24 protein-coding genes and 1 pseudogene are annotated in these 25,722 nt (G+C 61.4%); 8 read left to right on the top strand and 17 right to left on the bottom strand.

The genetic code is table 11. The features are described from left to right. Position 1: 1 nt before the first annotated feature. The 4 genes and pseudogenes from AB4N76_RS10510 to AB4N76_RS10525 form a co-directional block, all read right to left on the bottom strand. A pseudogene (locus AB4N76_RS10510) lies at positions 2-4,567 on the bottom strand (alpha-2-macroglobulin family protein). After that, positions 4,564-5,229, bottom strand: a complete 666-nt coding sequence (locus AB4N76_RS10515) for a DUF1175 domain-containing protein (protein ID WP_460164447.1) — start codon at positions 5,227-5,229, stop codon at positions 4,564-4,566. The pseudogene AB4N76_RS10510 and the gene AB4N76_RS10515 overlap by 4 nt, the downstream one beginning before the upstream one ends. Further along, positions 5,199-6,911 (bottom strand): DUF2138 domain-containing protein, encoded by a 1,713-nt coding sequence (locus AB4N76_RS10520; RefSeq protein ID WP_046028766.1) that lies wholly within the window; start codon positions 6,909-6,911, stop codon positions 5,199-5,201. The genes AB4N76_RS10515 and AB4N76_RS10520 overlap by 31 nt, the downstream gene beginning before the upstream one ends. Positions 6,912-6,962: 51 nt before the next feature. Further along, entirely contained in the window at positions 6,963-7,754 is a 792-nt protein-coding gene (locus AB4N76_RS10525; protein ID WP_046028768.1) for a YfaP family protein, read from the bottom strand. A 521-nt stretch (positions 7,755-8,275) separates the two neighbouring features. Between AB4N76_RS10525 and AB4N76_RS10530 the strand changes: the two genes are divergently transcribed. The 4 genes from AB4N76_RS10530 to AB4N76_RS10545 all read left to right on the top strand — a co-directional run bounded on the left by AB4N76_RS10530 (position 8,276) and on the right by AB4N76_RS10545 (position 13,464). After that, complete coding sequence (locus tag AB4N76_RS10530; protein ID WP_007894317.1) at positions 8,276-8,518, top strand: exodeoxyribonuclease VII small subunit; 243 nt, start codon at positions 8,276-8,278, stop codon at positions 8,516-8,518. After that, on the top strand, positions 8,515-9,402 hold the full coding sequence (gene ispA, locus AB4N76_RS10535) for a (2E,6E)-farnesyl diphosphate synthase (protein WP_046028769.1): 888 nt from the start codon (positions 8,515-8,517) through the stop codon (positions 9,400-9,402). Before AB4N76_RS10530 ends, ispA begins: the two co-directional genes overlap by 4 nt. Before the next feature lie 92 nt (positions 9,403-9,494). Beyond that, complete coding sequence (gene dxs / locus AB4N76_RS10540; protein WP_109787337.1) at positions 9,495-11,393, top strand: 1-deoxy-D-xylulose-5-phosphate synthase; 1,899 nt, start codon at positions 9,495-9,497, stop codon at positions 11,391-11,393. Between the two features lie 187 nt (positions 11,394-11,580). Then, positions 11,581-13,464 (top strand): TonB-dependent receptor domain-containing protein, encoded by a 1,884-nt coding sequence (locus tag AB4N76_RS10545; protein WP_077431190.1) that lies wholly within the window; start codon positions 11,581-11,583, stop codon positions 13,462-13,464. Between the two features lie 62 nt (positions 13,465-13,526). Here the strand turns inward: AB4N76_RS10545 and AB4N76_RS10550 are convergent, their stop codons facing one another. The 12 genes from AB4N76_RS10550 to nrdR all read right to left on the bottom strand — a co-directional run bounded on the left by AB4N76_RS10550 (position 13,527) and on the right by nrdR (position 22,375). Next, entirely contained in the window at positions 13,527-14,327 is an 801-nt protein-coding gene (locus AB4N76_RS10550) for a cobalamin-binding protein (RefSeq protein ID WP_460164448.1), read from the bottom strand. Further along, on the bottom strand, positions 14,327-14,746 hold the full coding sequence (locus AB4N76_RS10555; RefSeq protein WP_046028775.1) for a hypothetical protein: 420 nt from the start codon (positions 14,744-14,746) through the stop codon (positions 14,327-14,329). The genes AB4N76_RS10550 and AB4N76_RS10555 overlap by 1 nt, the downstream gene beginning before the upstream one ends. Continuing rightward, positions 14,743-15,360, bottom strand: coding sequence for a GTP cyclohydrolase II (gene ribA / locus AB4N76_RS10560; protein ID WP_046028778.1), 618 nt, complete (start codon positions 15,358-15,360; stop codon positions 14,743-14,745). Before ribA ends, AB4N76_RS10555 begins: the two co-directional genes overlap by 4 nt. Before the next feature lie 301 nt (positions 15,361-15,661). After that, positions 15,662-16,393 carry a substrate-binding periplasmic protein gene (locus AB4N76_RS10565; RefSeq protein WP_460164449.1) on the bottom strand — a complete coding sequence of 244 codons (732 nt, stop codon included), beginning with the start codon at positions 16,391-16,393 and terminating at the stop codon, positions 15,662-15,664. Positions 16,394-16,414: 21 nt separating this feature from the next. Beyond that, the gene (locus AB4N76_RS10570) at positions 16,415-16,918 is read right to left on the bottom strand and encodes a phosphatidylglycerophosphatase A family protein (protein ID WP_077431187.1); all 504 of its coding nucleotides are present in this window, start codon (positions 16,916-16,918) and stop codon (positions 16,415-16,417) included. Next, complete coding sequence (gene thiL / locus AB4N76_RS10575) at positions 16,915-17,880, bottom strand: thiamine-phosphate kinase (RefSeq protein WP_046028783.1); 966 nt, start codon at positions 17,878-17,880, stop codon at positions 16,915-16,917. Before thiL ends, AB4N76_RS10570 begins: the two co-directional genes overlap by 4 nt. An 18-nt stretch (positions 17,881-17,898) precedes the next feature. After that, a complete protein-coding gene (gene nusB, locus AB4N76_RS10580) occupies positions 17,899-18,399 on the bottom strand; it encodes a transcription antitermination factor NusB (protein WP_008033741.1) in 501 nt (166 codons plus the stop codon). Further along, positions 18,396-18,872 (bottom strand): 6,7-dimethyl-8-ribityllumazine synthase, encoded by a 477-nt coding sequence (gene ribH, locus AB4N76_RS10585; protein WP_003185938.1) that lies wholly within the window; start codon positions 18,870-18,872, stop codon positions 18,396-18,398. Before ribH ends, nusB begins: the two co-directional genes overlap by 4 nt. A 91-nt stretch (positions 18,873-18,963) precedes the next feature. Continuing rightward, positions 18,964-20,055 (bottom strand): bifunctional 3,4-dihydroxy-2-butanone-4-phosphate synthase/GTP cyclohydrolase II, encoded by a 1,092-nt coding sequence (gene ribBA, locus AB4N76_RS10590; RefSeq protein WP_007944233.1) that lies wholly within the window; start codon positions 20,053-20,055, stop codon positions 18,964-18,966. A gap of 16 nt (positions 20,056-20,071) precedes the next feature. Further along, on the bottom strand, positions 20,072-20,734 hold the full coding sequence (locus tag AB4N76_RS10595; protein ID WP_017341038.1) for a riboflavin synthase: 663 nt from the start codon (positions 20,732-20,734) through the stop codon (positions 20,072-20,074). 46 nt (positions 20,735-20,780) lie between these two features. Continuing rightward, positions 20,781-21,914 (bottom strand): bifunctional diaminohydroxyphosphoribosylaminopyrimidine deaminase/5-amino-6-(5-phosphoribosylamino)uracil reductase RibD, encoded by a 1,134-nt coding sequence (gene ribD, locus AB4N76_RS10600; protein ID WP_046028789.1) that lies wholly within the window; start codon positions 21,912-21,914, stop codon positions 20,781-20,783. After that, positions 21,911-22,375, bottom strand: a complete 465-nt coding sequence (nrdR, locus tag AB4N76_RS10605) for a transcriptional regulator NrdR (protein ID WP_003228656.1) — start codon at positions 22,373-22,375, stop codon at positions 21,911-21,913. Before nrdR ends, ribD begins: the two co-directional genes overlap by 4 nt. A 127-nt stretch (positions 22,376-22,502) precedes the next feature. On the opposite strand from nrdR, the gene AB4N76_RS10610 reads away from it, so the two are divergent. From AB4N76_RS10610 to trxA, 3 genes are read left to right on the top strand one after another with little or no spacing between them, the layout of a single operon-like run. Further along, positions 22,503-22,967: a YbaY family lipoprotein gene (locus tag AB4N76_RS10610; protein ID WP_046028791.1), complete on the top strand. Its 465-nt coding sequence runs from the start codon at positions 22,503-22,505 to the stop codon at positions 22,965-22,967. Further along, a complete protein-coding gene (locus tag AB4N76_RS10615) occupies positions 22,964-23,620 on the top strand; it encodes a class I SAM-dependent methyltransferase (RefSeq protein WP_046028796.1) in 657 nt (218 codons plus the stop codon). The genes AB4N76_RS10610 and AB4N76_RS10615 overlap by 4 nt, the downstream gene beginning before the upstream one ends. Before the next feature lie 39 nt (positions 23,621-23,659). Continuing rightward, positions 23,660-24,532 (top strand): thioredoxin, encoded by an 873-nt coding sequence (gene trxA, locus AB4N76_RS10620; protein ID WP_460164450.1) that lies wholly within the window; start codon positions 23,660-23,662, stop codon positions 24,530-24,532. A gap of 63 nt (positions 24,533-24,595) precedes the next feature. Here trxA and AB4N76_RS10625 read toward each other — a convergent pair whose 3' ends face one another. Continuing rightward, on the bottom strand, positions 24,596-24,949 hold the full coding sequence (locus AB4N76_RS10625; RefSeq protein WP_046028799.1) for a hypothetical protein: 354 nt from the start codon (positions 24,947-24,949) through the stop codon (positions 24,596-24,598). Between the two features lie 134 nt (positions 24,950-25,083). On the opposite strand from AB4N76_RS10625, the gene AB4N76_RS10630 reads away from it, so the two are divergent. Further along, entirely contained in the window at positions 25,084-25,674 is a 591-nt protein-coding gene (locus AB4N76_RS10630) for a DUF2796 domain-containing protein (protein ID WP_460164451.1), read from the top strand. Positions 25,675-25,722: the final 48 nt, after the last annotated feature.

Raw genomic sequence — 25,722 nt, forward strand, 5'->3', positions numbered from 1 at the left:
GTCAGTTGACCGTGACCTGACCCAGGGCCGGCTTCTGTTCCTGCGCTTGGTGTTGCGGCGCATAGACCTGAGTGAAACGTACCGGCGGAAGGTTGAACTGGCCTTTCTGCGAGAAACGCACCAGATGCCGCAGGCGCAACTCACCGCTCAAGGCATCCACCGGAATGGCATAGGCCATTTGCCCCGGTTCAAAACGTGCTTTTTCCAGCGAAGTCGGTTCGGTACCCGCCTTGCCCATCAGCTTGATGCCCCACGTCGTGCGCTCGACATCGGCGCCCGGCGGCAACGGCACTTCGACCATGCCGTACCGCAGCGGTTTGGCGGCTTTGCTGGTAACGATGACTTCGTCCAGGTACAGACTGTCGCTGGACAACGGCTGGGAGCCGACCGCTTCGAGTTTGAAGGTGAAGGCTTCGTCACCCGGCACCAGACGCGACAGGCGACGGGTGATGGTCACGGCCATCGGATCAACCGCAGGTTGCCTGGTCTGGAAGCTCAGCGCGGCACGCAAGGGACGCTCTTGCTCCCCACTCAACGACAACACCGCCGGCACAGGCGTAGCGCCCCTGCCACGTCCAGTACATCTCACCGGTATCACCGTAGTTTTTCTTCCAGCCTTCGCCCGGTGCCAGGGCGATGGTCGGCGAAGCCTGCTCGATGCTGCGTTGCAACCAGGTCAGCGCCAGGGCGCGCTCCAGCGTCGATTGCTGTGGCAGCAAACGTTGCAACAGTGCTGCCGCGTGAGCCTGATCGAAGGCTTGCAGCGACAGGCTCAGCGCTTCGGCAAATGGCTGGGAACTGACCGCCAACCGTTGCTGCGCAGCCGCCAGCTGCCGATTGAACGCGTCCGGCAGAGCGACCTTCGACTGCTTGGCCAACGAGGCGGTCAAGGTACGTGCTGCGGCCAGGCCCAGCGCCGAATCCGGATCACTCATGACGAGGCTGTCTTCGCCGCCCTCCATCAGGTTGGCGGCATTGCCCTCGCCGGCTTTCGCCAGATCGTCCATCAAGCCGCTGAGCAAGGTGTTCACCGGCAATTGCATTTGTTTGGCGAACGACAGGATCAGCGCGCGCTGCAACAGCGGCGTGTTCTTGGCCTGCTTGGCATAGACCTCCAGCACCCGCTGCCAATGCTCCGGCAGCAGGCTCAATTCCAGCACCTTGCTGGCGTGCCAGTCGGCGTAGTAAGCGTACGCCGTCAGGAACGCATCCGGCTCACCGTCCATGCCCCACCAGGTGAAGCTCGCGGATGGCCCGGCCATTTGCACCAGACGCAGACGGCTGTTCTGCATGATCAAACGCAAGCGATCACGGATTTGCGGATTCGACGACAAGGTCGGGTAAGCGATGCTCAGCGGCAACAACTGGCTGGCCGTCTGTTCGACGCCACCGTACGGGTAGCTCAACAGATCATCCAGCGCCGAACGGAACAGCGCTTGCGGGCTGTCATCCAGACGCAGGCGAATGTCGCTGGCGTCTGCCGGCAATGTCAGCGGCGTATCGCCACTGGCCACGTCCAGGCTTTGGCTTTGTGTGACCTGCCAACCTTCGCCGGTCGCGGTCAGACGCACAGCCAAAGCGTCGGCGGTTTTGCCGTCCTGTACCAGCTCAGCGGTCCACTCACCGTTAGCCAAGGCGAACGCGGGCAGTGCGATGTAGTTGATGCCGTTGTTCAGCGTCACCGGCACGCGTTGTTCGGTGCCTGCGAAGTGAATCACCAGCTCAGCCTTGACCGGCTTTTCTGCCTGGCTGAAGGCGAAAACACCGAGCGAAGGCTGGTCGCCGCTACGGAATTTGGTCGGGCCGCTCCACTTCAGGTACAGCGGTTTTTCCGAGCGCACGAACTGTTTCTTCTGCCCGACCTGACCGTCATCGGCGATGGCCCGGGCGGTAATGCGCCAGCGAGTCAGCGAGTCCGGCATCTTGAAGGTGAAGCGGGTTTTGCCGTTGGCATCGGTCAGCAGTTCCGGCTGCCACGCGGCGGTATCGACGTCTTCACGACGCGGCCGCTCCAGCACTTTCACCCCGCGCTCACTGCGGTTGGCTTTGCCCGGTGCGCCCGGGCTGCCCGGCAGTGCAACGTCGTAGCTGATGAACGACAGGCTGGCGCTGGTGCGCACGTTGTTACGACGCGGGTGATAGAAGAACTGGTCGATGGTCGGCGCGACTTCCGGTTGCAGCGCGTAGACCATTTCGTCGACCACGCTGACGGTCAGGTGCGCCGGAATCGGCTTGCCGGCGAACTGCGTGGTCAGGTCGACCGACACGGTATCGCCGGGCTGATACGTCTCTTTATCGGTGGCGATGGCCACGTCGATTTGCGGTGCAATCACTTTGATGCCGGCGTTCTGGAAGCTGTACTGGCCGCCCTTGGTGTACAGCACGGAGAAGGTCAGGTTCGGCGCAAAACTATCCTTCACCGGGATGCGCGCGCGGTACTGGGTGTCGCTGAGTTTTTCCATCTTCAGCCAGTCACCGCCCTTGGACAGCAACGCCGTGGCCTCGACCTTGTCGCGCTCCAGTGACAGCAGCGCATCGCTGATCGGCTCCGGGAACGTGATCAATGCCAGGGCTTCGTCGCCGGCCTTGTACTCGGGTTTATCGAGGACGATTTCCACGGTGCCCGGCACGGCTTTGACGCCGTCGCCGGTGACCGAATGACCGGTCGCGCCAATCACGCGGCCATGCTCATCCTTCAACGTCAGGTTGTAAGTGCCCGGACGGTCGAAGGCCAGAGTGAAGCTTTTATCGGTGGCCGCGAGTTTGCCCTCGCCAGTGGTCTGGTCCTCCAGACGCACCCAGCTGTAGCTGCTCGGCGTCACCGCGTTGCTCTGCTCGTTGGCGCCTTCATTGACGTAGCTGAAAGCAACCTTGTCGCCTACCGCGCTGAAGCGACGCGGCGCACTCAGGCTGAAACTTGCCGCACCACGGTCGATGAGGATTTCCTTGGTGGTCTTGACGCGATACGCAGCGCCATCGCTGGCGAAAACGGTGAGCATGTAGCGGCTCGGCTTCTCGGCGGCCGGCAGGTCGAGGGTCGCGTTGCCCTTGGCGTCGGTGGTCAGTTCGGTGCTGGTCAACTCAACCGGGAATTGCCCGAGGTATTGCAGCTCGTTGTCGACCATCGACAATTGCTGGGCACGCAGGCTGAGGCTCAATTTGGCATTGGCCACCGGTTTGCCGTCCGGGTACAACAACACCAGGCTGCCCTTGACCGGTTCGCCGGTGCGGTAATCCTGTTTGGCCAGGTTCAACGAGATTTCGAAGTGCGGCTTGATGTATTCGGCGACCCGGAACGCGCTGCTGTAAGCCTGATCCTTGTAGCTGAAACGCAGCTCATAACCGCCCGCCACCGCGTTGTCCGGCAACTGGAAGCGACCTTGCGTGCCGGACTTGGAATCGAGTTTCAGCGCCAGCGATTGCAGCGCCGTGCCAGTGGCATCGAGAACGGTCACGTTGACGTCGGCAGCGCTCGGCGCCACTGAATCCCGGGCATTCTTGAACTCGCGCCCGACGATTTTCAGCGACACTCAATCCCCGGCCGATACAGCGGCCGGTCGGTGAATGCATAGAGTTTGGTGTCGTAGATTTCGCTGTCGTAGTAGAAGTTCTCGGAGACAAACACCCCGCCCTCTTCGTCCTCGCCAATCACGAACGAACGCTCGGGACTGACGTGTTTCAGACGCAGCAAACCATCGGCATCGGTGGCGCCGCTGCTCATTACGCCGAGGCCATCGGTCCACAGTACATTGACCTTGGGCACCGAACTGCCTTCGTGTTTGCGCGCGGCCCAGACCAGCAGTTCATCACCGGCAATCTTGCTCACGGCCACGGTGTTCGAGACAAACACCATGGTCGTCGCACGGTATTTGCCGATCAACGCTTCCACCAGATACAGACCCGGTTTCAGGTTGCCCAACGGGATGTACACATTGCCCGGTGCAACGCTGACGAACTCACTGGAAGAGCCGGCCAGGTTCACCCCGGTCGGTGGCTGGATCGGTTTGGCTTGCCACAGCGGATAGCGGAATTGACTGACCACCGGCAGGCCCGGGATCAGGGCGAATTGTGGCTGAGCGTCGTAGGGCGTTGGCGCCGACATCGCATTGCCCATCTTCAGTTCCGGCACTTCCTCGGTGACCTGTTGACGCGACTCGTAGGAGAACGCCCGCTGCATCACGCGACGGGATTTTCGGTACCAGTTGTCCCACAGGTACGCGAGGGTATTCGACAGGCCTTCACCCTTGAACTGGCCGTCGCTGACCACGCGGTGCAGGTTCTTCTGGCGCTTGAGAAAATCCAGCGGTTTGTCGATGCGGTACACGCGAATGTCGGCGCCGCCATAAGGCTCCATGCGGAACCGACGGTAATCGCGGCCCGGCGCTTCGAGACGCACCATGGCCTGTTCGTCACTGGCGAAACTGCTGTCGGCCAGCAGGAAAAAGCTTTCGCCGGCCACCGGCGTATAGCCGCTCGGCTCGACGGTGTCTTCGGCATTGACCGCCGAAAAAGGCAGCACTAAGACCAACAGTAGAGGCAGAAAACGCAGCATGCGGGCACCGGTCATTGGGAGAGAAAGTTCAGTCGATAGACGCCGATGAAGTTGGGGTTGGCTGCGTCGGGTATCCATCGGGTGTCCTTCCATGTCATGAGTTGCTGCAGGCTTGCCGAACGCATGCCGTTGTCAGTGGGGGTGGTGGTGCCGGTGTGATAGGCGATGTAGCGGCCCATCCAGATCATCAGGTGCTGGTCGTCGCCCTGATCGAAAAACATCAGGTCGCCGGGCCGGGCTTGCGCTACGTCGCGGCCCACCAGATGGCTGTTGAACTGAATCAGTTTGATCGCGTTGACGTACGGCCCGACCTTGCCACCGCCCTGCTGCCATTGCTGGGCGAGGCCGCGCTGGGCCTCGCTCAATTGCAGCTCTGGCGGCAGGTAGCGATTGGACAAGCCGTTGCTGCGCAGCCATTTATCGTCATGGACTTTCAGCGCTTCGTTGGCCGCGAAGCGCACCAGCCCGGCACAGTCCTGCTGATACCAGCGCGGGCTCGGGCCTTGAGTCAGTTGTTCCTGGGCGATGCGCACGAACCAGGCGCGGAACACCTGGGATTGCTGCACATCAAGCGGCGCGGCTTCGCTGGCAAACACTCGGCTGCCCAGCAACATCGCCAGCAAGCCGAGGCCTCGGATGAGTGCGGTCACAGGGCTTTCCACTCCAGCGGCAGCCATTGCCAGTGGCCGTCGGGCTCGCTGCCTTCAGGCAAGGTCAGGGCGTACTTGCCATAACCACCGAGCTTGCGCAGTTTCGGGATCAGGTAGGTTTGCGCGGCGTTGTAAAACACCGGCTCCATGTCTTGCGGCAGGCTGTCGAGGGTTTCCTGTTGCATCAGTTGCGCCATGGAATCCGGGCCGAAGTACATCGGCATCAGCAGGTCTTTGGGCACCACATCAGCCATCGGCGGGAAGCGTTTGTCGAGGGTGCCGAGGGCCTTGTCGACGAGTTTGTCGTCGAGGGAGAACAGCAGCGTCGAGCCGTGACGCGCGAGGCTGACTTTCATGAAAGCCTTGCCGGAGATCGCTTCCGGGTCCTGCGCCTCCTTGGCTTTATAAGGACCGAAGTTGGAGCTGACCTGACGCAGCCATTGATGAGTTTGGTCGGTCTGTTTCTCGACCACCGGGAAGGCGTGTTCTTCAACGTTGGGTTCAAAGGCACCGACCATCGAGCCGAACAAAGTGCCCAGGTCCGCATCGAGTTTAGCGCTGCCCTTGTCGTTCAGGCTGGCCACCAGCAACGGCGTATACAGACGAGAATCGGCGTACCAGCACAGGCCCGCCGCGCCGGCCATATGTTCGGTCAGGGCCTCGGCCACCGGTTCTTCGGCGCCGAGTTTCACCAGCAACGGTTTCTGTTGTTCGGCGGCGAGCGGCAAAGCCACGCAGGCACTGGCGCCCATCGGCATGGCTTGCCAGATCGGCTTGAAGTCGAAGTCCGGCTGATCCTCCAGTTCATCCAGGGCGAGGAAGCTGTGCCAGCCCTTGTCGTCCATGTCGAAACGGACGCCGGCGAAGTTCGGGATGAAGCGCTGATACCCCATGGCCAGGACGCTGGAATTGACCGACAGGCGTTGCTTCACTTCCGGTGCGCGCGGTGGCAGGCCGAACGCCTCCGGGAACAGTTTGTCGCCATTGAGCAATGCCGCCAGCGCCAGGGTCGAGACACTGCCCGGCTCTTCACTCGGACCATTGGCCGGGTCATAGAGTTTGGCGGGATTGGACAGCACCACCAGTTTGTCGCCATGGGAGGCGAACACCAGCGCTTTGCTGTTGTTGTAGGTGAGCTGGTACAGCGCCACCTCGTCGGTGCCGACTTTCACCTCGCCAAGTGTTGTCAGTTGCGCATCGTCCAGCGCCACTTTGGCCAGCGGTTCCAGCACCTTGGCCAGACCGCCGCGATCCATCACCAACAGGAAATCCTTGAGCCGGCCATCCGCCCCGCGCCACAGCGCCACGTCGGCCGGTTGATCGAACAGTTGCTCGATCAGGCTGTCCTGCAATTTGAGGTCATGCTCGTAGATGATCCGCCGCAGGCTGCCGATCAAACCAAGGCGATCGGCATGCGCTTCGTAATAGAAGACGAAATCTTCGGTCAGGGTTTCCTTGAGGAACGGCACCGCCAGCAAGTCCTTGGGCAATTGGCTCAAGGAGCGGGTTTCGAGCAGGCCGTCCGGCCGGCTCATACCCAGTTTGTCACTGGCCAGCGCCGCCACCGGCAACTTGGGTTTGTGCATGAACCAGCCCAGACCGCCCGCCACGCCCGCCACCAGGCACAGCCCGACCAGCAGCGCCGGCCAACGGCGAGGAGTTTTGGCAGCAGGCGTTTCAGCGGCCGGGGAAACAGTCTTTTCGCTCATGTTTACGCTCATGTTCCCAAAGTTCAGCAATTCATCCGTGGAGCGGGATGCTTAATAGTTGAAAGTCTTGACCAGCAGCAGGTCACCGATGGCCCGCAGGGGCACGATGAAGGTCTCGCGTTTTTCGTCGACGGTGTTTTCGTTGAGCACCAGGTTGATCTGCGAGGTAATCACCTCGTTCTGGTTGCTGGTCTCATCGAAGTTATAGCCGCCGTTGCCGAAGTTGCCCCAATAGTTCACGTAAACCAGATAGGTGCCACGCAGCGGCGCGGTCATGGTGAACATTTCCGGACCGGGGCCGTCGACACCGTCCGGGTCCAGGCCGCCGCCATTGGTCAATGCCGGATGAGCCCAGAACGCATGCTGACCGTCGGGGGTGACAATGTGCAGGTCGAGTTCGGCTTTCGGATCATCCCAACCCAACACCACACGAATCCGTGCCGGGGTGCGCAGGTTGTTGGCTTCATAGAATTGAACGCGCTTGAGCGACTGACCTTCGGCACTGCGCACTTCGACGCTGTTGGAACCGGCGCCGAACGCATACGGCCGGGCAAACCGCCCCTGCTCGTCGGTGTACAGATTCAAAGGATTGCCATTGACCGCCAACGTGTGCGGCCCGCGCTGAGTGCCCAAGGCCTTGAGTTGGCCTTCAATCATCGTGCGATTGCGCTGCACCCCTCGGTCGATGGGTGGCGTGGGGTAGGCGACTTGAGGATTTTCGCTGCGGTCGAGCAGGCCGTTGAAGCGCCAGCCACCGACCGGCTCCGACAGCACGGCCGCAGGCTCGGCCAAGGCCGCGCTCGCGCAGACCAGCCCTATCAGCAGCAAAAGAAGTGAACGCATGTGACGCCTCCTGCCATGCATAACGAAACCTTGCGCCCGATCCTCGGCGCGTTACAGATCCAAATACTGCGTTTCGTCAAAAAGACCCGTGACTATTGGGTCGTAGAAGGCGCGAAGAGTAGCCATTTGGCGGATTTTTAACAATCGGATACATATGGGTTTGCTGCGCGAATCACGAACTTTCAGGGACGTGAGCCGAATAGCGGTGTTATTCGGCTCACAAAATGAGCCGAATAAGTCGCTAAGTTGAGCCGTCCCACAATCACGTAGCAGCTGGCGAAGCCTGGGCTCGGCTGCGTAGCAGTCGTCAATCCTGTTTGCACCGTATGTCTGATACTCCGCGAGCGCTTATTTTACGACTGCTGCGCAGCCGAACGCAGGCTTCGCCAGCTGCTACAAAGGATGCGTCGCAGTTGAAACGGTTGCCGCCGGCACTGTGGCAGAACTGCCCTGCTCATTTGCCCATAACCCCCATGTCTGCTAGTGTCGCGCCGGTTTAACGTCAACCGGAAATAGCCGCCATGGCCCGCAAAAAAGCTGCACTGGATTTCGAACAATCTCTCGCTGACCTGCAAACGCTGGTGGAGCGTCTGGAGAACGGCGAATTGTCGCTGGAAGACTCGCTGACGGCTTTCGAGCAAGGCATCGGTCTGACTCGCGATTGCCAGGCGGCGCTGGCCCAGGCCGAGCAAAAGGTTCAAGTGCTGCTCGAGCGTGATGGCGAGCTGGCCGAGGAACCCTTCGACGCGGATCAGCCAGAATGATTGCAGCGTATTCGGCGACCAGCCAGGCCCGTGTCAACGCGGCACTGGAAACCCTGTTCAACGCACCGAGCCCCGAACTCGCCCGCCTCTATGAAGCCATGCGCTATAGCGTGATGAATGGCGGCAAGCGCGTGCGCCCGCTGCTGGCCTATGCCGCCTGCGAAGCATTGGGTGGCAAGGCCGAGCAAGCCAACGGTGCGGCCTGCGCGGTGGAGCTGATCCACGCGTATTCTCTGGTGCACGACGATTTGCCGGCCATGGACGATGACGATCTGCGTCGCGGCCAGCCGACCACGCACAAGAAATTCGATGAAGCCTGCGCCATCCTCGCTGGCGACGGCTTGCAGAGCCTGGCCTTCAGCGCCCTGCTTGCCCCGCACCTGAACGAAGCTGACGCCGAGATCCGCCTGCAGATGGTCAGCGCACTGGCCGTCGCGGCAGGCCCGGCGGGCATGGTCGGCGGTCAAGCCATCGACCTCGGTTCGGTTGGCCTCAAGCTCGATCAAAAAGCCCTTGAGTACATGCACCGGCACAAGACCGGCGCGCTGATCGAAGTCAGCGTCAAACTCGGCGCCCTGGCCAGCGGCCGCGCCGAGAAGGACGAACTCAAAGCGCTGCAAACGTATGCACAAGCCATCGGCCTGGCGTTTCAGGTCCAGGACGACATTCTCGACGTCGAAAGCGATACCGAAACCCTCGGCAAGCGCCAGGGCGCTGACATCGCTCGCGACAAGCCGACCTACCCGGCGCTGCTCGGCCTTGACGCGGCCAAGGCCTACGCGCTGGAACTGCGCGACCAGGCCCTGCACGCGCTGCGACCGTTTGACGCGGCCGCCGAGCCCTTGCGCGATCTGGCCCGCTACATCGTCGAACGGCGTAGCTGACAGCGTATCGGCCAAGTTAAGACCAACGCGTGGGCAGGGGGCGAAGCATCAGGTAAACTGCCGCATCTTTTATACCTATAACGATTCGCCTGATGCCCACGACGTTTCATGAGATTCCCCGCAAACGCCCGACCACGCCCCTGCTCGACCGCGCCAACACGCCGGACGGCCTGCGCCGGTTAGGCGAAGCCGAGCTGGAAACCCTGGCCGATGAGTTGCGCCTGGAATTGCTCTACACGGTCGGTCAGACCGGCGGGCATTTCGGCGCCGGCCTGGGCGTCATCGAGCTGACCATCGCGCTGCATTACGTCTTTGACACCCCGGACGACCGGTTGGTGTGGGACGTGGGTCATCAGGCTTATCCGCACAAAATCCTCACCGGCCGTCGCGAGCGCATGGGCACCCTGCGCCAGAAGGATGGCGTCGCCGCCTTCCCGCGTCGTTCCGAGAGCGAGTACGACACCTTTGGCGTCGGCCACTCCAGCACCTCGATCAGTGCAGCGCTGGGCATGGCGATTGCCGCCCGTCTGCAAAACAGCGATCGCAAGGCGATTGCAGTGATTGGCGACGGCGCGTTGACCGCCGGCATGGCGTTCGAGGCGCTGAACCATGCGCCGGAAGTGGACGCCAACATGCTGGTGATCCTCAACGACAACGACATGTCGATCTCGCGCAACGTCGGCGGGCTGTCGAACTACCTGGCGAAAATCCTTTCCAGCCGCACTTACGCGAGCATGCGTGAAGGCAGCAAAAAAGTCCTGTCGCGCTTGCCGGGCGCCTGGGAAATCGCCCGTCGCACCGAAGAATACGCAAAAGGCATGCTGGTACCCGGCACGCTGTTTGAAGAGCTGGGCTGGAACTACATCGGCCCGATCGATGGTCACGACCTGCCGACCCTGATCGCCACGTTGCGCAACATGCGCGACCTCAAGGGCCCGCAGTTCCTGCACGTCGTCACCAAGAAAGGCAAAGGCTTCGCCCCCGCTGAAGTCGACCCGATCGGCTACCACGCCATCACCAAACTCGAACCGCTGGACGCACCGGCCGCCGCGCCGAAGAAAGCCGGCGGGCCGAAGTATTCGGCGGTCTTTGGCGAATGGCTGTGCGACATGGCCGCATCCGATCCACGCCTGGTCGGCATCACCCCGGCGATGAAAGAAGGCTCGGACCTGGTGGCGTTCAGCGAACGATTCCCCCTGCGCTACTTCGACGTGGCGATTGCCGAACAACACGCAGTAACCCTCGCCGCCGGCATGGCCTGCGAAGGCGCGAAACCGGTGGTGGCGATTTACTCGACCTTCCTGCAACGCGGCTACGACCAATTGATCCATGACGTCGCGGTGCAAAACCTCGACGTGCTGTTCGCCATCGACCGCGCCGGTCTGGTGGGCGAAGACGGCCCGACGCACGCCGGCAGCTTCGACCTGTCGTTCCTGCGCTGCATCCCCGGCATGCTGGTGATGACCCCGAGCGACGAAAACGAATTGCGTAAAATGCTCACCACCGGCCACCTCTACAACGGCCCGGCGGCAGTGCGCTATCCGCGCGGTTCGGGGCCGAACGCGCCCATCGAGAAGGACCTGCAACCGATCGAAATCGGCAAAGGCATCGTTCGTCGTCAGGGCAACAAAGCCGCCCTGCTGGTGTTCGGCGTGCAACTGGCCGAGGCGCTGAAAGTCGCCGAGACGCTGGATGCGACCGTGGTCGACATGCGTTTCGTCAAACCGCTGGATGAAGCGCTGGTTCGTGACATCGCCGCCAGCCATGAGCTGCTGGTGACCATCGAAGAAAACGCGATCATGGGCGGTGCCGGTGCCGCGGTCAGTGAATTCCTGGCGCGCGAGAACATCCTCAAGTCGGTGCTGCACCTGGGCTTGCCGGACCTCTACGTCGAACACGCCAAGCCTGCGCAGATGCTGGCCGAGTGCGGGCTGGACGAGGCTGGGATCGAAGCTTCGATCCGCGAACGCCTGCAACTGCTGAACCGCTAAATACACTCTCCCTGTGGGAGCAGCTGTGCGGCGATCCGACTTGCCCGCGAAATGGCCGGCACATCCAACTTCAATGTTGATTGTGCCGACGCCTTCGCGGGCAAGTCGGATCGCCGCACCGCCGCTCCCACAGTGTTTTGTGGACCTATCAAAATTGTGTTCGCTAGAACGAGCCAACGGATTGCCAATGAAACTCTCCCCCCTCGCCCTGACGCTGACCCTGCTGCCGGCCGGCCAGTTGCTGGCCGATACCTTCGAACGCGATCAAGCCCTGAAGCTGCCGGACGTTCTGATCACTGCCAACCGTCAGGTTGAAGCGCGCAACGACAGCAGCGCCGCCAACACGGTATTCACCCGCGAAGACATCGACCGCCTGCAGCCGAACAGCATCACCGACCTGCTCAGCCGGGTGCCGGGTGTGCAAGTTGCGCAAACCGGCGGGCGCGGCAGTCTGCCGGGGGTTTACATTCGCGGCACTCAGTCGGCGCAAAGTCTGGTGCTGGTGGACGGTCAGCGCATCGGCAATTCGACGTCGGGCGACAGCAACCTGCAGCACATCAACATCGAACAGGTCGAGCGCGTGGAAGTGCTGCGCGGCTCCCGTTCGGTGATTTATGGCAGCGACGCTATCGGCGGGGTGATTCAGATCTTCACCCGCCGTGGTGACGAGCAAGGCCTGCAACCGCGGATGCACGTGGGATTTGGCAGTTACCAGACCTGGGAACGCAGCCTCGGGCTGTCCGGCGGCGATGAGAAAACCCGCTTCAATCTCGGTGCCAGCCTCAATGAAACCGCCGGGATCAATCGCACGCAGCAGTCGTTTCCCAGTGATGGCGATCACGATGAGTACCGCAATCAATCGGTCAGTTTCAGCGTGAGCCACGCGCTCACCGACGATCTCGAAATCGGCGCCAACGTCTTGGATAACCGGGGCAAAAGCGAGTTCGACAACCCGTTTGGCCGTTTCGACACCACCACTTTCGAGTCGGTCCAGCAGCAGCCTTCCAGCGATTTCGATGTGAGCAGCGTCAGCAGTTACGTCGATGCACGGGTCAACGACGCCTGGAAAACCCGCCTCGAATTCGGCCATAGCGAAAACCGCGAGAAAACCTCAGACAAGCTCAGCGATGAACGCAGCGTATTCAACACCTACCGCGACTCGGTGAACTGGCAGAACGACCTGACGCTCAACGACCGTAATAACCTGCTCCTGGGCGGCGACTGGTACGAAGACCGGGTCAACAGCAGCACGGCCTTCGATGAAGACAGTCGCTGGAACCGCGCGGCATTTTTCCAGCATCACTACCGTGCGGACAGTTTTTCCACTGAGCTGGGCCTGCGCCACGACGAGAACCAGCAGTTTGGGAGTCAGAACAGCTGGAGCGGCACCTTCACTTTGCCGCTGAACCCGGATAACGACGTACTGCTGAGCTACAGCGAAGGCTTTCGTGCGCCGACGTTCAATGACTTGTACTACCCGGATTTCAGCAACCCGGACCTGAAACCTGAAACGTCGAAAAGCTATGAACTGCAATGGCGCAGCCAGTTGACTGAAACGAGTCGCCTGGAAGCGTCGCTATACCGCACGGATCTCGAAGACGCGATTATTTTCGGCAGCAACTCTCGGCCAGAGAACGTCGCTTCAGCACGGATCAACGGGTTTGAAGCTGCGTTGAAACAGGAGTTGTTCGGCTGGCAGAGCAACCTTGGCGTCGCAATCATCGACCCTCGCGACCGCGACACCGGCCACACCTTGGCTCGCCGGGCACGACGGACGTTGAGTCTGGACCTGGATCGACAGTTTGATCGCCTCGGTCTCGGTGCCAGTTGGCAAGCCGTCAGCAGCAGCTACGACGACTTGAACAATGAGCAGCCGTTGGGTGGGTATGCGTTGCTCGGATTGCGCAGCAGTTGGGAACTCGATCGTGAGATCAAGCTTGAGCTGAAGGTCGATAACCTGCTGGACAAAGGCTACAGCCGGGCCTTGTACAGCCACGACAGCAATCAGTATGGGTACCGCGAAGAAGGTCGGGCATTGATGTTCGGGGTGACCTGGACACCGGCAATTTAACCTGATCACCTGATCGTTCCCACGCTCCGCGTGGGAACGATCAACGCAGAACGCGGGAACGATCAGCGTGATGGTGCGATCAACTGGCACAGCTTGGCCGTCGCTTCGATCATTTGTCCGCTCGGCCGCTCCAGGCCTTTGTCCGTTACCAGCAACAATTGCCCCTGCTTCACCGCCGCGACCTGCGACCACGCCTTCCACGCGTCCAACTGCGCCTGATCACTGGCCAGAATCACCTCGGGATCACGCTGCAACACCGCTTCGACACTGACCTGCGGTGCCGGCAATGTCAGGTCGGCAAACACGTTGCGGGCGCCGCAGACCGCCAGCGCATCGCTGATGATCTGACCGCCACCAACGGTGTACAACGGCCGGTCCCACACCTGATAGAACACCCGCAGTGGCGTGTCTCGCCGATAGCGCAGACGCAATGCTTCCAGCCGCTGGTGCAAATCGGTAGCCAATGAACGTCCACGTTCCGGGCGGCCCAGTTGCATGGCAATGGCTTCAATCTGCGCCGTCAGTAGTTCCAGCGAATGCGGTTCGGCGACGTAGGTGGGGATGTTCAATCGCTTGAGCTGCTCGCGCTGGGCCGGGCCAACGCTGCCCGGCCAGAGCAACAGCAAATCGGGTTTGAGACTGAGCAAGCGCTCCATGTCCAACTGACCGTAGCGGCCCACCGAAGGCAGGTCTTTGAGTTCAGCGGGACGCTCACCGGCATCCAGGACACCGACCAGCAGGTCGGCTGATCCCAGTTCGACAACGATTTCAGAGAGGGACGGCGCCAGACTGACGACTCGTTCGACGGCAGCCGCCGAACCGCTGACGGCCAGCAGCAAAACCGCCAGCCAATAGCGCAACATCAGCCGAGTTGACGCGGAATACGGTAGAGGTAGAACAACACCGTGGTCGACAGTGCCAGCAACACCAATGGCACGGCTTCGAGGCCGACGAATACCGCCAGCGCGCCAATCCAGGCGGGCAATGCAGCCGCCAGGAACGCGGTACGCCGCTTGGCGGCCAGGGCGATCCAGGCAGCGGGCTCTTCAGGGGTGTCGAGGGCTTTTTGAGTGGCGATCAGCGCGTGCTTGTAGCCACCGAAAAACTTCAGGCTGACAAACATCGAGGCGACACCGGCGATGAACAATGGCATCGCCAGCACCGGCAGGATGGCCTCGCCCTGGCCAAACACACCGTTGATCACGAACAGCGGCAACAAGGCCAGCGCCAGGTATTGCCACCAATTGAACGACAGTCGACGCCGAACCTGACCGCGGGTCACGCCCGATCCGCCTCGCCCTGATGCTCGTTGCCCATCATGTGGTCGAGCTTGCTGGCCTTGGTGGCCAGGTAAAGTTTGTTGTGCGGGTTATGGCCGGTGTGCAGCGGCACGCGCTCGGCAACCACGATGCCCATGTCGGTCAAGGCTTTGACCTTGCGTGGGTTGTTGGTCATCAGGCGCACGGACTTCACCCCCAGGTGCTCAAGCATCGGCAGGCACATGGCGTAGTCGCGCTGGTCGGCAGCAAAGCCCAGACGCTCGTTGGCTTCAACGGTGTCGGCACCGCCGTCCTGCAACTCATAGGCGCGGATCTTGTTCAGCAGGCCAATGCCACGGCCTTCCTGGCGCAAATACAGCAATACGCCACGGCCTTCACGGGCGATGGCCTGCAAGGCGGCTTCAAGTTGCGAACCGCAGTCGCAACGCTGGCTGAACAAGGCATCGCCCGTCAGGCATTCGGAGTGCAGCCGGCCGAGTACCGGGGCACCGTCGGCGAAATCACCCAGGCTCAGCACGACATGCTCGCGGCCAGTGGCTTCATCGAGAAAGCCATGCATGGTGAATTGCGCAAAAGGCGTTGGCAGCTTGGAAGCGGCGACAAAAACGACAGGCACCGGTGTGCTCCTGATCATAATTACTGGAGATTCGCAGACGCGGCATTGTAACAGCAGGTTCCTACAGACGCTTAGGCTGAATTATGGGACATAACGATCAAAATGTTAGATCTCAGACACCTGACGCCCGGCATGCAGATCCCCTGTAGCAGCTGGCGAAGCCTGCGTTCGGCGGCGCAGCCTGCGTTCGGCGGCGCAGCCGTCGTGAAACCTGCACACTCGATCAGTCTGATACACCGCGCCACCTGAATTTACGACGGCTGCGCCGCCGAACGCAGGCTTCGCCAGCTGCTACATGTGTTCAGTTCCCGTCAAACGGATAAGGCTGTTTCCAGCGCTCGAAGATCGGCTTCAACTTACCGCTTTTCACCAGCGAATCCATGCGCTGGTCAAACAATTCCATCAACGTACGAGCCCTGGGCGTATTGGCGAAGCACAGGTAAAGCGGCAATTCTGCGATAGGCGTGCGACGGAACAGGGAGGGATCTTTGGCCCGCTTGAGGACGTAATCGATCTCGGTCAGCGCATCGATGTAAAAGTCGGCGCGGTCGTGAATCAGCATCGACAAAATGCCGGTGCGCCGAATGACCTCGTTATAGCGACGCACGTTGGGCAGGTAATTCTGGTACTCGTAACCGCGGACCCAGGCCAGTCGATAGTTGCCGAGGGTCTGCGGGGTCGGTACCGGATGACTGGCCAGGCCCAGGGCATAGATGTGATCGGTATCGTAATTCCAGCGCGGATATAGCAGGTCGCTGACGTCATTGTGATACGCGCCGACACAGGCATCCACGTCACCGCGCTGGGCCAGGCCCACGGCGCGGGTATAAGGTTCAATGCGGATGTCCAGCGTGACCCCGGCCGGCTCGAAGATAGCCCGCAACACGTCCCAGCCAAGGCCATGCCCGTCAGCAGCGGTGTAGTCTTCCCATTCTTCGCTGGCCAGGTGAATCACGGTCGGCGGCTCGTCCCCCGCCTGCGCAAGCGAGCAAAACAGGGCAAAAACCATCACTGCCAACCCGCGTCGAGCCATCCTGATCCCTCGCTCCGCCCGTCAGGCGAACACCCATACCAGCCCTTGCATCGCCAACCACGCAAATACACCTGCCAACACGTCGTCGAGCATGATCCCGACGCCGCCATGCACATGCCGGTCGATCCAGCGAATCGGCCAGGGCTTGAGAATGTCGAAGAAACGAAACATCAGGAAACCCGCCAGCAACCAGTACCACCCTTCCGGTACCAGCCACAGGGTGATCCACATCCCGACCATTTCGTCCCAGACGATGCCCTCGTGGTCGTGCACTCGCAAATCGTCGGCCACTTTGCCGCACAGCCAGAAGCCGAACAGCATGGTGATGCCGAGCATCAGCCAGTAACCCCAATCGGGCATCATTTGCCACAACGGAATAAAAGGTAGCGCAACCAACGAACCCCAGGTGCCCGGTGCTTTTGGCAGGGTGCCCGAGCCGAAGCCGAACGCCAGGAAGTGCCAGGGATTGCGCCAGACCGATGGCGGTACGAACTCCGCCGGGACCTGTTTGGGATGATCTGTCACGGTGTCTCCCGAAAATGTTGATAGCCCCGGGTTTGCGGGGTGATGTCTTGTCCTGCGGCGTCCAGCAGTTGCACGCCCTGCCCCGACACAACGCGCCCGATCACATGGATTGGCCAGCCATCGGTCAGCAAGGCAGGCAATTCGACGGACGGCAGGGTAAAGGCCAGCACGTAATCGTCGCCGCCACTCAGGGCAGCCATTTCAGCATCGGACTGGCCGAGGAAGGCGACCAATGCCTTCGACAAAGGCAACTTACTACGCTCGACCTGAATGCCGACCTGCGAGGCGAGCGCAATATGCCCGCAATCGGCGAGCAAGCCGTCGGAGATATCGAGCGCCGATGTCGCCTTGCCACGCAACGCCTGGCCCAACGCGAGTTGCGGTTGTGGCGCCCAGTAATGCGCCAGCAATGGCTCGGCAATGGCCGTCTCGGTCATCCGCTGGCCAAGCACCAGAGGAAGTGCCCCGGCCGCATTGCCCAACTCGCCACCGACGCACAACAAATCGCCTGGCTTCGCGCCACTGCGGGTCAGCGCCTGACCGACCGGCACACGGCCAAACACGGTCATGGTCAGGCTCAGCGGCCCACGGGTGGTATCGCCGCCCACCAGCGCCACGCCGCAGCCTTGCGCCATCAGGTTCAAACCACGGGCATAGGCTTGCAGCCAATCGGCGGTCACCGTCGGCAAGGTCAGGGCAAGGGTAAAGGCAACGGGGGTGGCGCCCATGGCGGCCAGATCGCTGACCGCTACGGCCAGCGAGCGCTGACCGAGCAGAAACGGATCGCAAGCGTCGGCGAAATGTACACCGGCCACCAGCGTATCGGTAGAAATCGCCAACTGCTCCCCGGGGGGAACAGCCAGCAAGGCGCAGTCATCGCCGATTCCAAGGGCAACGCCTTCGCCGCCCTGCGCACAAGGCGCGGCGGCGAAAAAATTGCGGATCAGCTCAAACTCGCCCATCGCAGACCCAAGCGCTAATTAGCGCTTGAACGCCTTGACTTCAGCTTCACGCAGACGTGGGGCCAGCTTGTCGAGTACACCGTTGACGAACTTGTGGCCGTCGGTGGAACCGAAGACTTTTGCCAGTTCGATACCTTCGTTGATCACAACGCGGTACGGCACGTCGACGCGCTCAAGCAGTTCCCAGGTGGACAGGCGCAATACCGCCAGTTCAACCGGGTCCAGTTCTTCGATGGTCAGGTCGAGGCAAGGCTTGAGCGCCGCATCGATCTTGTCCTTCTGTGCCGGAACCCCGTGGAGGATTTCACGGAAGTAGGCACCGTCGACATCACTGAAATCGTTATCGACCCGAAACTGCGCTTCGATCTCGTTCAACGACTGCTTGGCCATGTGCCATTGGTACAGCGCCTGAGTTGCGAGCTGACGGGCTTCGCGACGCTTGACGCTTTTCGATGGCTTGCCGGCATCCGCAGGCTTTGGATCGCGCGGGTTGAAACGATCGCTTTCGTCGCTAATCACTTGGCCTCCAACTGCGCCAGCAGGCTGACCATTTCCAGAGCGGACAGGGCAGCTTCGGCACCTTTGTTACCGGCTTTGGTGCCGGAACGTTCGATGGCTTGTTCGATGGAATCAACGGTCAGCACGCCGAACGCGACTGGAACGCCAAATTCCATGGACACCTGGGCCAGGCCCTTGGTGCATTCGCCCGCCACGTATTCGAAGTGCGGAGTACCGCCACGAATGACCGCGCCCAGGGCGATGATTGCCGCGTATTCGCCCTTCTGAGCGACTTTCTGCGCAACCAGCGGAATTTCGAAGGCGCCAGGAGCGCGGATGATGGTGATGTCGCTTTCGCTTACGCCGTGGCGAACCAGGGCATCCACTGCACCGCTGACCAGACTTTCAACGACGAAGCTGTTGAAACGGCCCACTACCAAAGCGTAGCGGCCTTTAGGGGCGATGAAGGTACCTTCGATGGTCTTCAGGGTCATTCGTTAGATCTCTTAAAGAGCCGGGACGCGTTTTCTACGCGTCCCTCAGTGATGTGTTAACCGCGAATCAAGGACTGGAAATAACCGGTCATTATTCGGAGGGCACGTATTCTACAACTTCCAGATCGAAACCGGATATCGCATTAAATTTCATTGGCGCACTCATCAGACGCATTTTGCGCACGCCCAAGTCCCGAAGGATCTGCGAACCGGCACCGACGATGCTGTAGGTGGTCGGTTTTTTCACCGCCGCCTGGTCAGCGGTTTCGCGGATGTGCGCCAGCAACACGTCGCCATCCAGCGGGTGACCGAGCAACAGCACCACGCCGCTGCCAGCCTCGGCAACCGCGGCCATGGCGGCGCGCAGGCTCCAGCGGCCCGGTTGCTTGACCATCAACAGGTCGCGCAGCGGGTCCATGTTGTGCACCCGAACCAGCGTTGGCTCTTCGGCGCAGACAGTGCCCAGGGTCAGTGCCATGTGCACGTCGCCTTCCACGGAATCACGATAGGTCACCAGGTTGAATTGGCCCAGTTCGCTGTCCAGTGGCTGCTCGGCAATCCGCTGAACGGTACGTTCGTGGATCATCCGGTAGTGGATCAGGTCAGCGATGGTGCCGATCTTGATGTCGTGTTCAGCGGCGAACGCTTCCAGTTCAGCACGACGGGACATGGTGCCGTCGTCGTTCATCACTTCGCAGATCACGCCGCTCGGCTCGAAACCGGCCATGCGCGCCAGGTCACAGGCCGCTTCAGTGTGGCCTGCGCGAGCGAGGGTGCCGCCGGCCTGGGCCATCAGCGGGAAGATGTGACCCGGGCTGACGATGTCTTCAGCCTTGGCGTCTTTGGCGGCAGCGGCTTGCACGGTGCGCGCACGATCGGCAGCGGAGATGCCGGTGGTCACGCCTTCGGCGGCTTCGATGGAGACGGTGAACTTGGTGCCGAAACCGGAACCATTGCGTGGCGCCATCAGCGGCAGCTTGAGCAGCTCGCAACGCTCGCGGCTCATCGGCATGCAGATCAAGCCACGGGCGTGCTTGGCCATGAAGTTGATGTGCTCGGGCTTGCAGCACTCGGCGGCCATGATCAGGTCGCCTTCGTTCTCGCGGTCTTCGTCATCCATGAGGATGACCATCTTGCCTTGGCGGATGTCTTCAACCAGTTCTTCGATGCTATTGAGCGCCACAAGGCACCCCCTTGAGTCAGGATTTGAGGTAGCCGTTGGCGGCCAGAAAGCTTTCGGTAATGTTACTGGAAGTCGGTTCTGCGGCCTTGTCACCCAGCAACAGACGCTCCAGGTAACGTGCCAGCAAGTCGACTTCCAGATTCACCCGGCGACCTGGCTGGTACGACGCCATGATGGTTTCGCTCAGGGTATGCGGGATGATCGTCAGCATAAATTCGGCGCCATCGACCGCGTTCACGGTCAGGCTGGTGCCGTCGACGGTGATCGAGCCTTTATGGGCGATGTACTTGGCCAGTTCTTTCGGCGCACGGATGCGGAATTCCACGGCACGCGCGTTTTCGGTGCGGGCAACCACTTCACCCACGCCATCGACGTGACCGCTGACCAGATGCCCGCCGAGGCGAGTGGTCGGGGTCAGGGCTTTTTCCAGGTTCACCGGGCTGCCGCTTTTAAGGTCGTTCATGGCGGTGCAGTCGAGGGTTTCGCGGCTGACGTCGGCGGCAAAGCCGTTGCCCGGCAGTTCAACCGCCGTCAGGCACACGCCGTTGACCGCGATGCTGTCACCCAGCTTGACGTCGCTCAGGTCGAGCTTGCCGGTTTCTACGTGGACCCGCACATCTCCGCCTTTTGGGGTCAATGCACGAATACTGCCGATGGATTCGATAATGCCGGTAAACATGGAGTCCTCCTCGAGAACAAAGCCGTCGCTAGGCTGCGGCCAGGAATTATACGCTCGCGGCTGGCGAAGGAATGGCTGTGACCCGCCAGTCATCGCCAACCGCGCGAATTTCGGTGATTTTAAGCTCGGGCGCATCCTTCATTTGCGCGAGCGGCCAGTCGAGCAGCGGTCGCGCCGAAGAACCCAGAAACTTGCCGGCGATGAAAATCTGGAACTCATCCACCAGGCCTTGCTGAGCGAATGCGCCCGCCAGGCGCGGGCCGGCTTCGACCAACACCTCATTGACGCCACGGGCGGCGAGCTCGACCAGCAATTGCCGCAGATCGACCTGACCATCGTAGCCGGGCACGATCAGGCATTCCGGGCCGTTGGCGTACTGTTCTTCCACTGCCACGCAGGTGGCGACCAGCGCCGGGCCGGCCTTGAAGAACGGCGCATCCAGCGGCACCCGCAGGCGACCATCGATCAATACGCGCAGCGGCGGACGGCTCATGGCCAACGCGGTTTGCTGCGCATCCAGGCCCAACTCGTCAGCGCGCACGGTCAGACGGGCGTTGTCCGCCAGTACCGTGTCGGCGCCGGTCAGCACCACGCTGGCCTGGGCACGCAGCCGCTGCACCGCGGAACGCGCGGCGGGACCGGTGATCCACTGGCTCTCGCCGCTTTCCATCGCGGTGCGACCGTCCAGGCTCATGGCCAACTTGACCCGCACGAACGGCAAGCCGTGTTCCATGCGCTTAAGGAAGCCTTCGTTGAGCTTGCGCGCTTCGCCTTCCAGCACGCCGCTTTCGGCGGCGATACCGGCTTGGGCCAGACGTTGCAGACCGCGACCGGCGACGTCCGGGTTCGGGTCCTGCATCGCCGCGACCACACGGGCAACCCCGGCAGTCACCAGCGCATCGGCGCAGGGCGGCGTGCGGCCGTGATGGCTGCAAGGCTCAAGTGTCACGTAGGCCGTGGCGCCCCGGGCCAATTCACCGGCGGCGCGCAAGGCGTGGACTTCGGCGTGAGGCTCACCGGCGCGCTCATGCCAGCCTTCACCGACAATCTGCCCGTCACGCACAATCACACAGCCGACCCGCGGGTTGGGATGCGTCGTGTAATGACCTTTGCGCGCCAGTTCCAGCGCGCGGGCCATGTAATGGGCGTCGAGGATGGCGAGTTCGGCGGGTGTGCTCATTCTTTCACCGGCTCACGGGCCAGGCGATCGATCTCTTCGCGGAACTCGTTGAGGTCCTGGAAGCGGCGATACACCGAAGCGAAGCGGATATAGGCGACTTCGTCGAGCTTTTGCAGCTCGGCCATCACCAGTTCACCGACCACGAGGGATTTGACCTCGCGTTCGCCAGTGGCGCGCAGTTTGTGTTTGATGTGCACCAGCGACGATTCGAGGCGCTCGACACTCACCGGGCGCTTCTCCAGCGCGCGCTGCATACCGGCACGCAGTTTTTCTTCGTCGAACGGCTGGCGACTGCCGTCGGTTTTGATCAGGCGCGGCAACACCAGTTCGGCGGTCTCAAACGTCGTGAAACGCTCGCCGCAGGCCAGGCATTCACGCCGGCGGCGCACCTGTTCGCCCTCGGCGACCAGACGCGAGTCGATGACCTTGGTGTCGTTGGCACCGCAGAAGGGACAGTGCATGGTGGCAGGCAACAAAAAAAGGGAGGGCCATGGTAGCGCATCCCGGTGGCAAGACAAGCCATAGGGTTTGCGGTATACAGTCGGCTATAGCGCTTGATCCATGGATTTCATCTTGCTGGAGCCATAAATGTCCTTAAGACCGCTCGTTTTGCTCAGTCTTTTCAGCCTGCTGGTGGCCTGCGGCAGCGATGCGCCCAAGCCCCAGCCACCGACACCCGGCCCGGCACCGCAAGCTGCGCAGAAAAAAGCGCAGGAGTCGGCCAACCTCGGACCGCTGCCGGCGTATCAACGCGAGTTGAGCGGCACCCTGCAAGGCGTGCCGGCCGGCGCCGAAGTCGAACTGGCGTTGCTGGTGATCGACGAGAAAGATCGCCCGCAGCAATTGCTCGCCAGTTCCAGCCTGATCGGCACCAATCAAGTGTTGCCGTTTCATTTACGCTTCAACCCGGACTCCTTCCCGAGCGGTGCCCGCGTTGAACTGCGCGGCCGCGCCAGCCAGTCCGGCCAGCTGATTTTGCATCTGCCGTCGCAGGTCATTTCGCAGCCAACGACACAGGCACTGGGTCAGCTGCAATTTGTCAAAGCACCATGATTGCACCGCTCGACCTGCAACAGGCCTTGGGTGAACTGCTGGGTGATGCGCAGCTTGTCCCTGTTGCATTGCCCGATACCGACCTGAAGCTCTGGCTGATCGACGGCGACAACATGGACCGTGCGTTCAGCCCTGAAGAAACCCGACGGATTCTGCATGAGCCGCCGTACTGGAGTTTCTGCTGGGCCAGCGGCCTGGCGGTGGCGCGCTATCTCGTCGAATTCCCCGAGTGGGTCAAAGGCAAGCGGGTACTGGACTTCGGCGCGGGTTCGGGTATCGCGGGAATTGCCGCGGTGAAAGCCGGCGCCCTCGAAGTTGTGGCCTGTGATCTCGATCCGCTGGCCATTGCCGCGTGCCGGGCGAATGCCGAACTCAATGACGTACAGCTCAACTATTCGGCAGATTTTTTCGCCGAGGCCGACCGGTTCGATCTGATTCTGGTAGCGGACGTGCTGTACGACCGGGCGAATTTGCCCTTGCTCGATGAGTTTTTAACGCGCGGCAATGAGGCGCTGGTGGCCGACTCGCGTGTCAGGGATTTTCGCCACCCGTTGTATCAACGCATCGAAATGCTGGAAGCGATGACCCTGCCGGATCTGGCCGAACCCGAAGAGTTTCGGCATGTGAGCCTCTACCACGCGCGGCGTGCCTAGCCTTATAGTTGCCCCATTCACGCTTTTACGAGATCCCCCATGAGTCAGGAAACGCCGTACATCTTCGACGCCACGACTGCCGATTTCGACCAGTCGGTGATCGAGAACTCCTTCCACAAACCGGTGCTGGTGGATTTCTGGGCCGAATGGTGTGCGCCCTGCAAAGTGCTGATGCCGATGCTGCAGACCATCGCCGAAAGCTATCGGGGCGAGTTGCTGCTGGCCAAGGTCAACTGCGACCTGGAACAAGACATCGTTGCCCGTTTCGGTATTCGCAGCCTGCCGACCGTGGTGCTGTTCAAGGATGGCCAACCGGTTGACGGTTTTGCCGGTGCGCAACCGGAATCCGCCGTGCGCACGATGCTTGAGCCTCACGTACAAATGCCGCCTCCGGCCGCCACCGACCCGTTCGAGCAGGCTCAGGCGTTGTTCGATGACAGTCGTTTCGCCGACGCCGAAGCCGTGCTCAAAGTGCTGCTGGGCGAAGACAACACCAATGCCAAAGCACTGATCCTCTACGCCCGCTGCCTCACCGAGCGTGGCGAGTTGGGTGAAGCGCAAACCGTGCTCGACGCGGTCAAGAGCGATGAACACAAAGCGGCCCTGGCCGGCGCCAAGGCGCAGATCCAGTTTCTCGGCCAGGCCAAGGACCTGCCGGATGCGGCGGACCTGAAAGCACGGCTGGCGAAAAACCCGCTGGATGATGAAGCCGTGTATCAGCTGGCGGTTCAGCAATTGGCTCGCCAGCAGTACGAAGCGGCCCTGGATGCGTTGCTCAAGCTGTTCATCCGCAATCGCAGCTACAGCGAAGGCTTGCCGCACAAGACCTTGCTGCAAGTGTTCGAACTGCTGGGCAATGACCACCCGCTGGTGACTACGTACCGTCGCAAACTGTTTGCCGCGCTGTATTAAGTCACCTTGTAGGAGCACGGCTTGCCGGCGATGGCGTCCTAAAGTTCGCCCTCGCGAGCAAGCTCAGCTCCTACCTGGCGCTTGCCAGCTGTAGAGCGGCGTATCCCCGCCGCTCGACACCTTCACATCGGCACTATGGCGCAAGCGCACCAACAGGCGTTTGCCCGACGCCGCACTACCGGTCAGCCCTTCCAGTTGTTCGAGCAGTTCCGGCCCGCTCATTTGTCCGGCCTTGCGCAACAAGTCCTTGGCGATCTGCCACAGCGCATCATCCTGATTCAGTGGTTTGGCCGCAGCCGCGCTAGCCTCGGGCTTGCTCACCTGCAACTGCGCACCGAGCCGTGCCCAATCACCGTCATCCATCTCCAGCGTCAAATCCACCGGCCAGTCGCCGATGCTTCCGCGTATTCGCAACATGAGTCTGCTCCTGCACATTTCTGACTTGCATGCTCCCATGGGACTTGTGCAACGCCAAGCAGGCGGTCAAACTCTCCACGCTTACGTTATAAGATTACATAACAAATTATTCATCTTACTGCCGGAGACCCACCATGCACCGTCTGCTGCTCGCTTTGCCGTTTGCCTTGTTGCCATTGGCCGCCGCCCACGCCGCCGAGGAGCATGATCACGAGCACGGCAGCCTTGGCGCTCACGAACATGGTGTCGCGCGCTTGAACACGGCGCTGGACGGCCAGACCCTGGAGCTTGAACTGGAGAGCCCGGCGATGAACCTGGTGGGCTTCGAACACGCGGCCATCACCGACGCCGATAAAGCCAAGGTCGCTGCGGCCCGGGCACAGTTGGAGAAACCGCTGGCGCTGTTCAATCTGCCGAAAGCCGCCGGTTGCGTAGTCGCCATGCAGGAACTGGAAAGCCCGTTGTTCGGCGACAAACCCGACGCCGATGATGATCACGACGAAGATGAAACGGACAAGGACGGTCATGAACATCATCACGACCACAGCGAGATCCACGCTCATTACCAATTCACCTGCGCAGCTCCGGGCGCACTGAAGCACCTCGACCTGGCAACTATTTTCAACACGTTCCCGGCGACCCAGAAAATTCAGGTACAACTGATCAGCCCGAGCGGCCAGCAAGGCGTCGAAGTAACTGCGAAGACGGCGCCCCTGAAATTCTGAATCCACCCCGATCCTGTAGGAGCAAGGCTTGCCCGCGATAAAGACGCC

Source organism: Pseudomonas sp. S2_F03 (assembly GCF_054668335.1).

What these genes read in the sequence shown, in the direction of transcription:
- AB4N76_RS10515 (WP_460164447.1), bottom strand. Translation starts at nt 5,229, where the DNA reads ATGGCTGCCGCTGGAGTGGAAAGCCCTGTGACCGCACTCATCCGAGGC.
- AB4N76_RS10520 (WP_046028766.1), bottom strand. Translation starts at nt 6,911, where the DNA reads ATGAGCGAAAAGACTGTTTCCCCGGCCGCTGAAACGCCTGCTGCCAAA.
- AB4N76_RS10525 (WP_046028768.1), bottom strand. Translation starts at nt 7,754, where the DNA reads ATGCGTTCACTTCTTTTGCTGCTGATAGGGCTGGTCTGCGCGAGCGCG.
- AB4N76_RS10530 (WP_007894317.1), top strand. Translation starts at nt 8,276, where the DNA reads ATGGCCCGCAAAAAAGCTGCACTGGATTTCGAACAATCTCTCGCTGAC.
- ispA (WP_046028769.1), top strand. Translation starts at nt 8,515, where the DNA reads ATGATTGCAGCGTATTCGGCGACCAGCCAGGCCCGTGTCAACGCGGCA.
- dxs (WP_109787337.1), top strand. Translation starts at nt 9,495, where the DNA reads ATGCCCACGACGTTTCATGAGATTCCCCGCAAACGCCCGACCACGCCC.
- AB4N76_RS10545 (WP_077431190.1), top strand. Translation starts at nt 11,581, where the DNA reads ATGAAACTCTCCCCCCTCGCCCTGACGCTGACCCTGCTGCCGGCCGGC.
- AB4N76_RS10550 (WP_460164448.1), bottom strand. Translation starts at nt 14,327, where the DNA reads ATGTTGCGCTATTGGCTGGCGGTTTTGCTGCTGGCCGTCAGCGGTTCG.
- AB4N76_RS10565 (WP_460164449.1), bottom strand. Translation starts at nt 16,393, where the DNA reads ATGGCTCGACGCGGGTTGGCAGTGATGGTTTTTGCCCTGTTTTGCTCG.
- thiL (WP_046028783.1), bottom strand. Translation starts at nt 17,880, where the DNA reads ATGGGCGAGTTTGAGCTGATCCGCAATTTTTTCGCCGCCGCGCCTTGT.
- ribH (WP_003185938.1), bottom strand. Translation starts at nt 18,872, where the DNA reads ATGACCCTGAAGACCATCGAAGGTACCTTCATCGCCCCTAAAGGCCGC.
- AB4N76_RS10595 (WP_017341038.1), bottom strand. Translation starts at nt 20,734, where the DNA reads ATGTTTACCGGCATTATCGAATCCATCGGCAGTATTCGTGCATTGACC.
- ribD (WP_046028789.1), bottom strand. Translation starts at nt 21,914, where the DNA reads ATGAGCACACCCGCCGAACTCGCCATCCTCGACGCCCATTACATGGCC.
- nrdR (WP_003228656.1), bottom strand. Translation starts at nt 22,375, where the DNA reads ATGCACTGTCCCTTCTGCGGTGCCAACGACACCAAGGTCATCGACTCG.
- AB4N76_RS10610 (WP_046028791.1), top strand. Translation starts at nt 22,503, where the DNA reads ATGTCCTTAAGACCGCTCGTTTTGCTCAGTCTTTTCAGCCTGCTGGTG.
- AB4N76_RS10615 (WP_046028796.1), top strand. Translation starts at nt 22,964, where the DNA reads ATGATTGCACCGCTCGACCTGCAACAGGCCTTGGGTGAACTGCTGGGT.
- trxA (WP_460164450.1), top strand. Translation starts at nt 23,660, where the DNA reads ATGAGTCAGGAAACGCCGTACATCTTCGACGCCACGACTGCCGATTTC.
- AB4N76_RS10625 (WP_046028799.1), bottom strand. Translation starts at nt 24,949, where the DNA reads ATGTTGCGAATACGCGGAAGCATCGGCGACTGGCCGGTGGATTTGACG.
- AB4N76_RS10630 (WP_460164451.1), top strand. Translation starts at nt 25,084, where the DNA reads ATGCACCGTCTGCTGCTCGCTTTGCCGTTTGCCTTGTTGCCATTGGCC.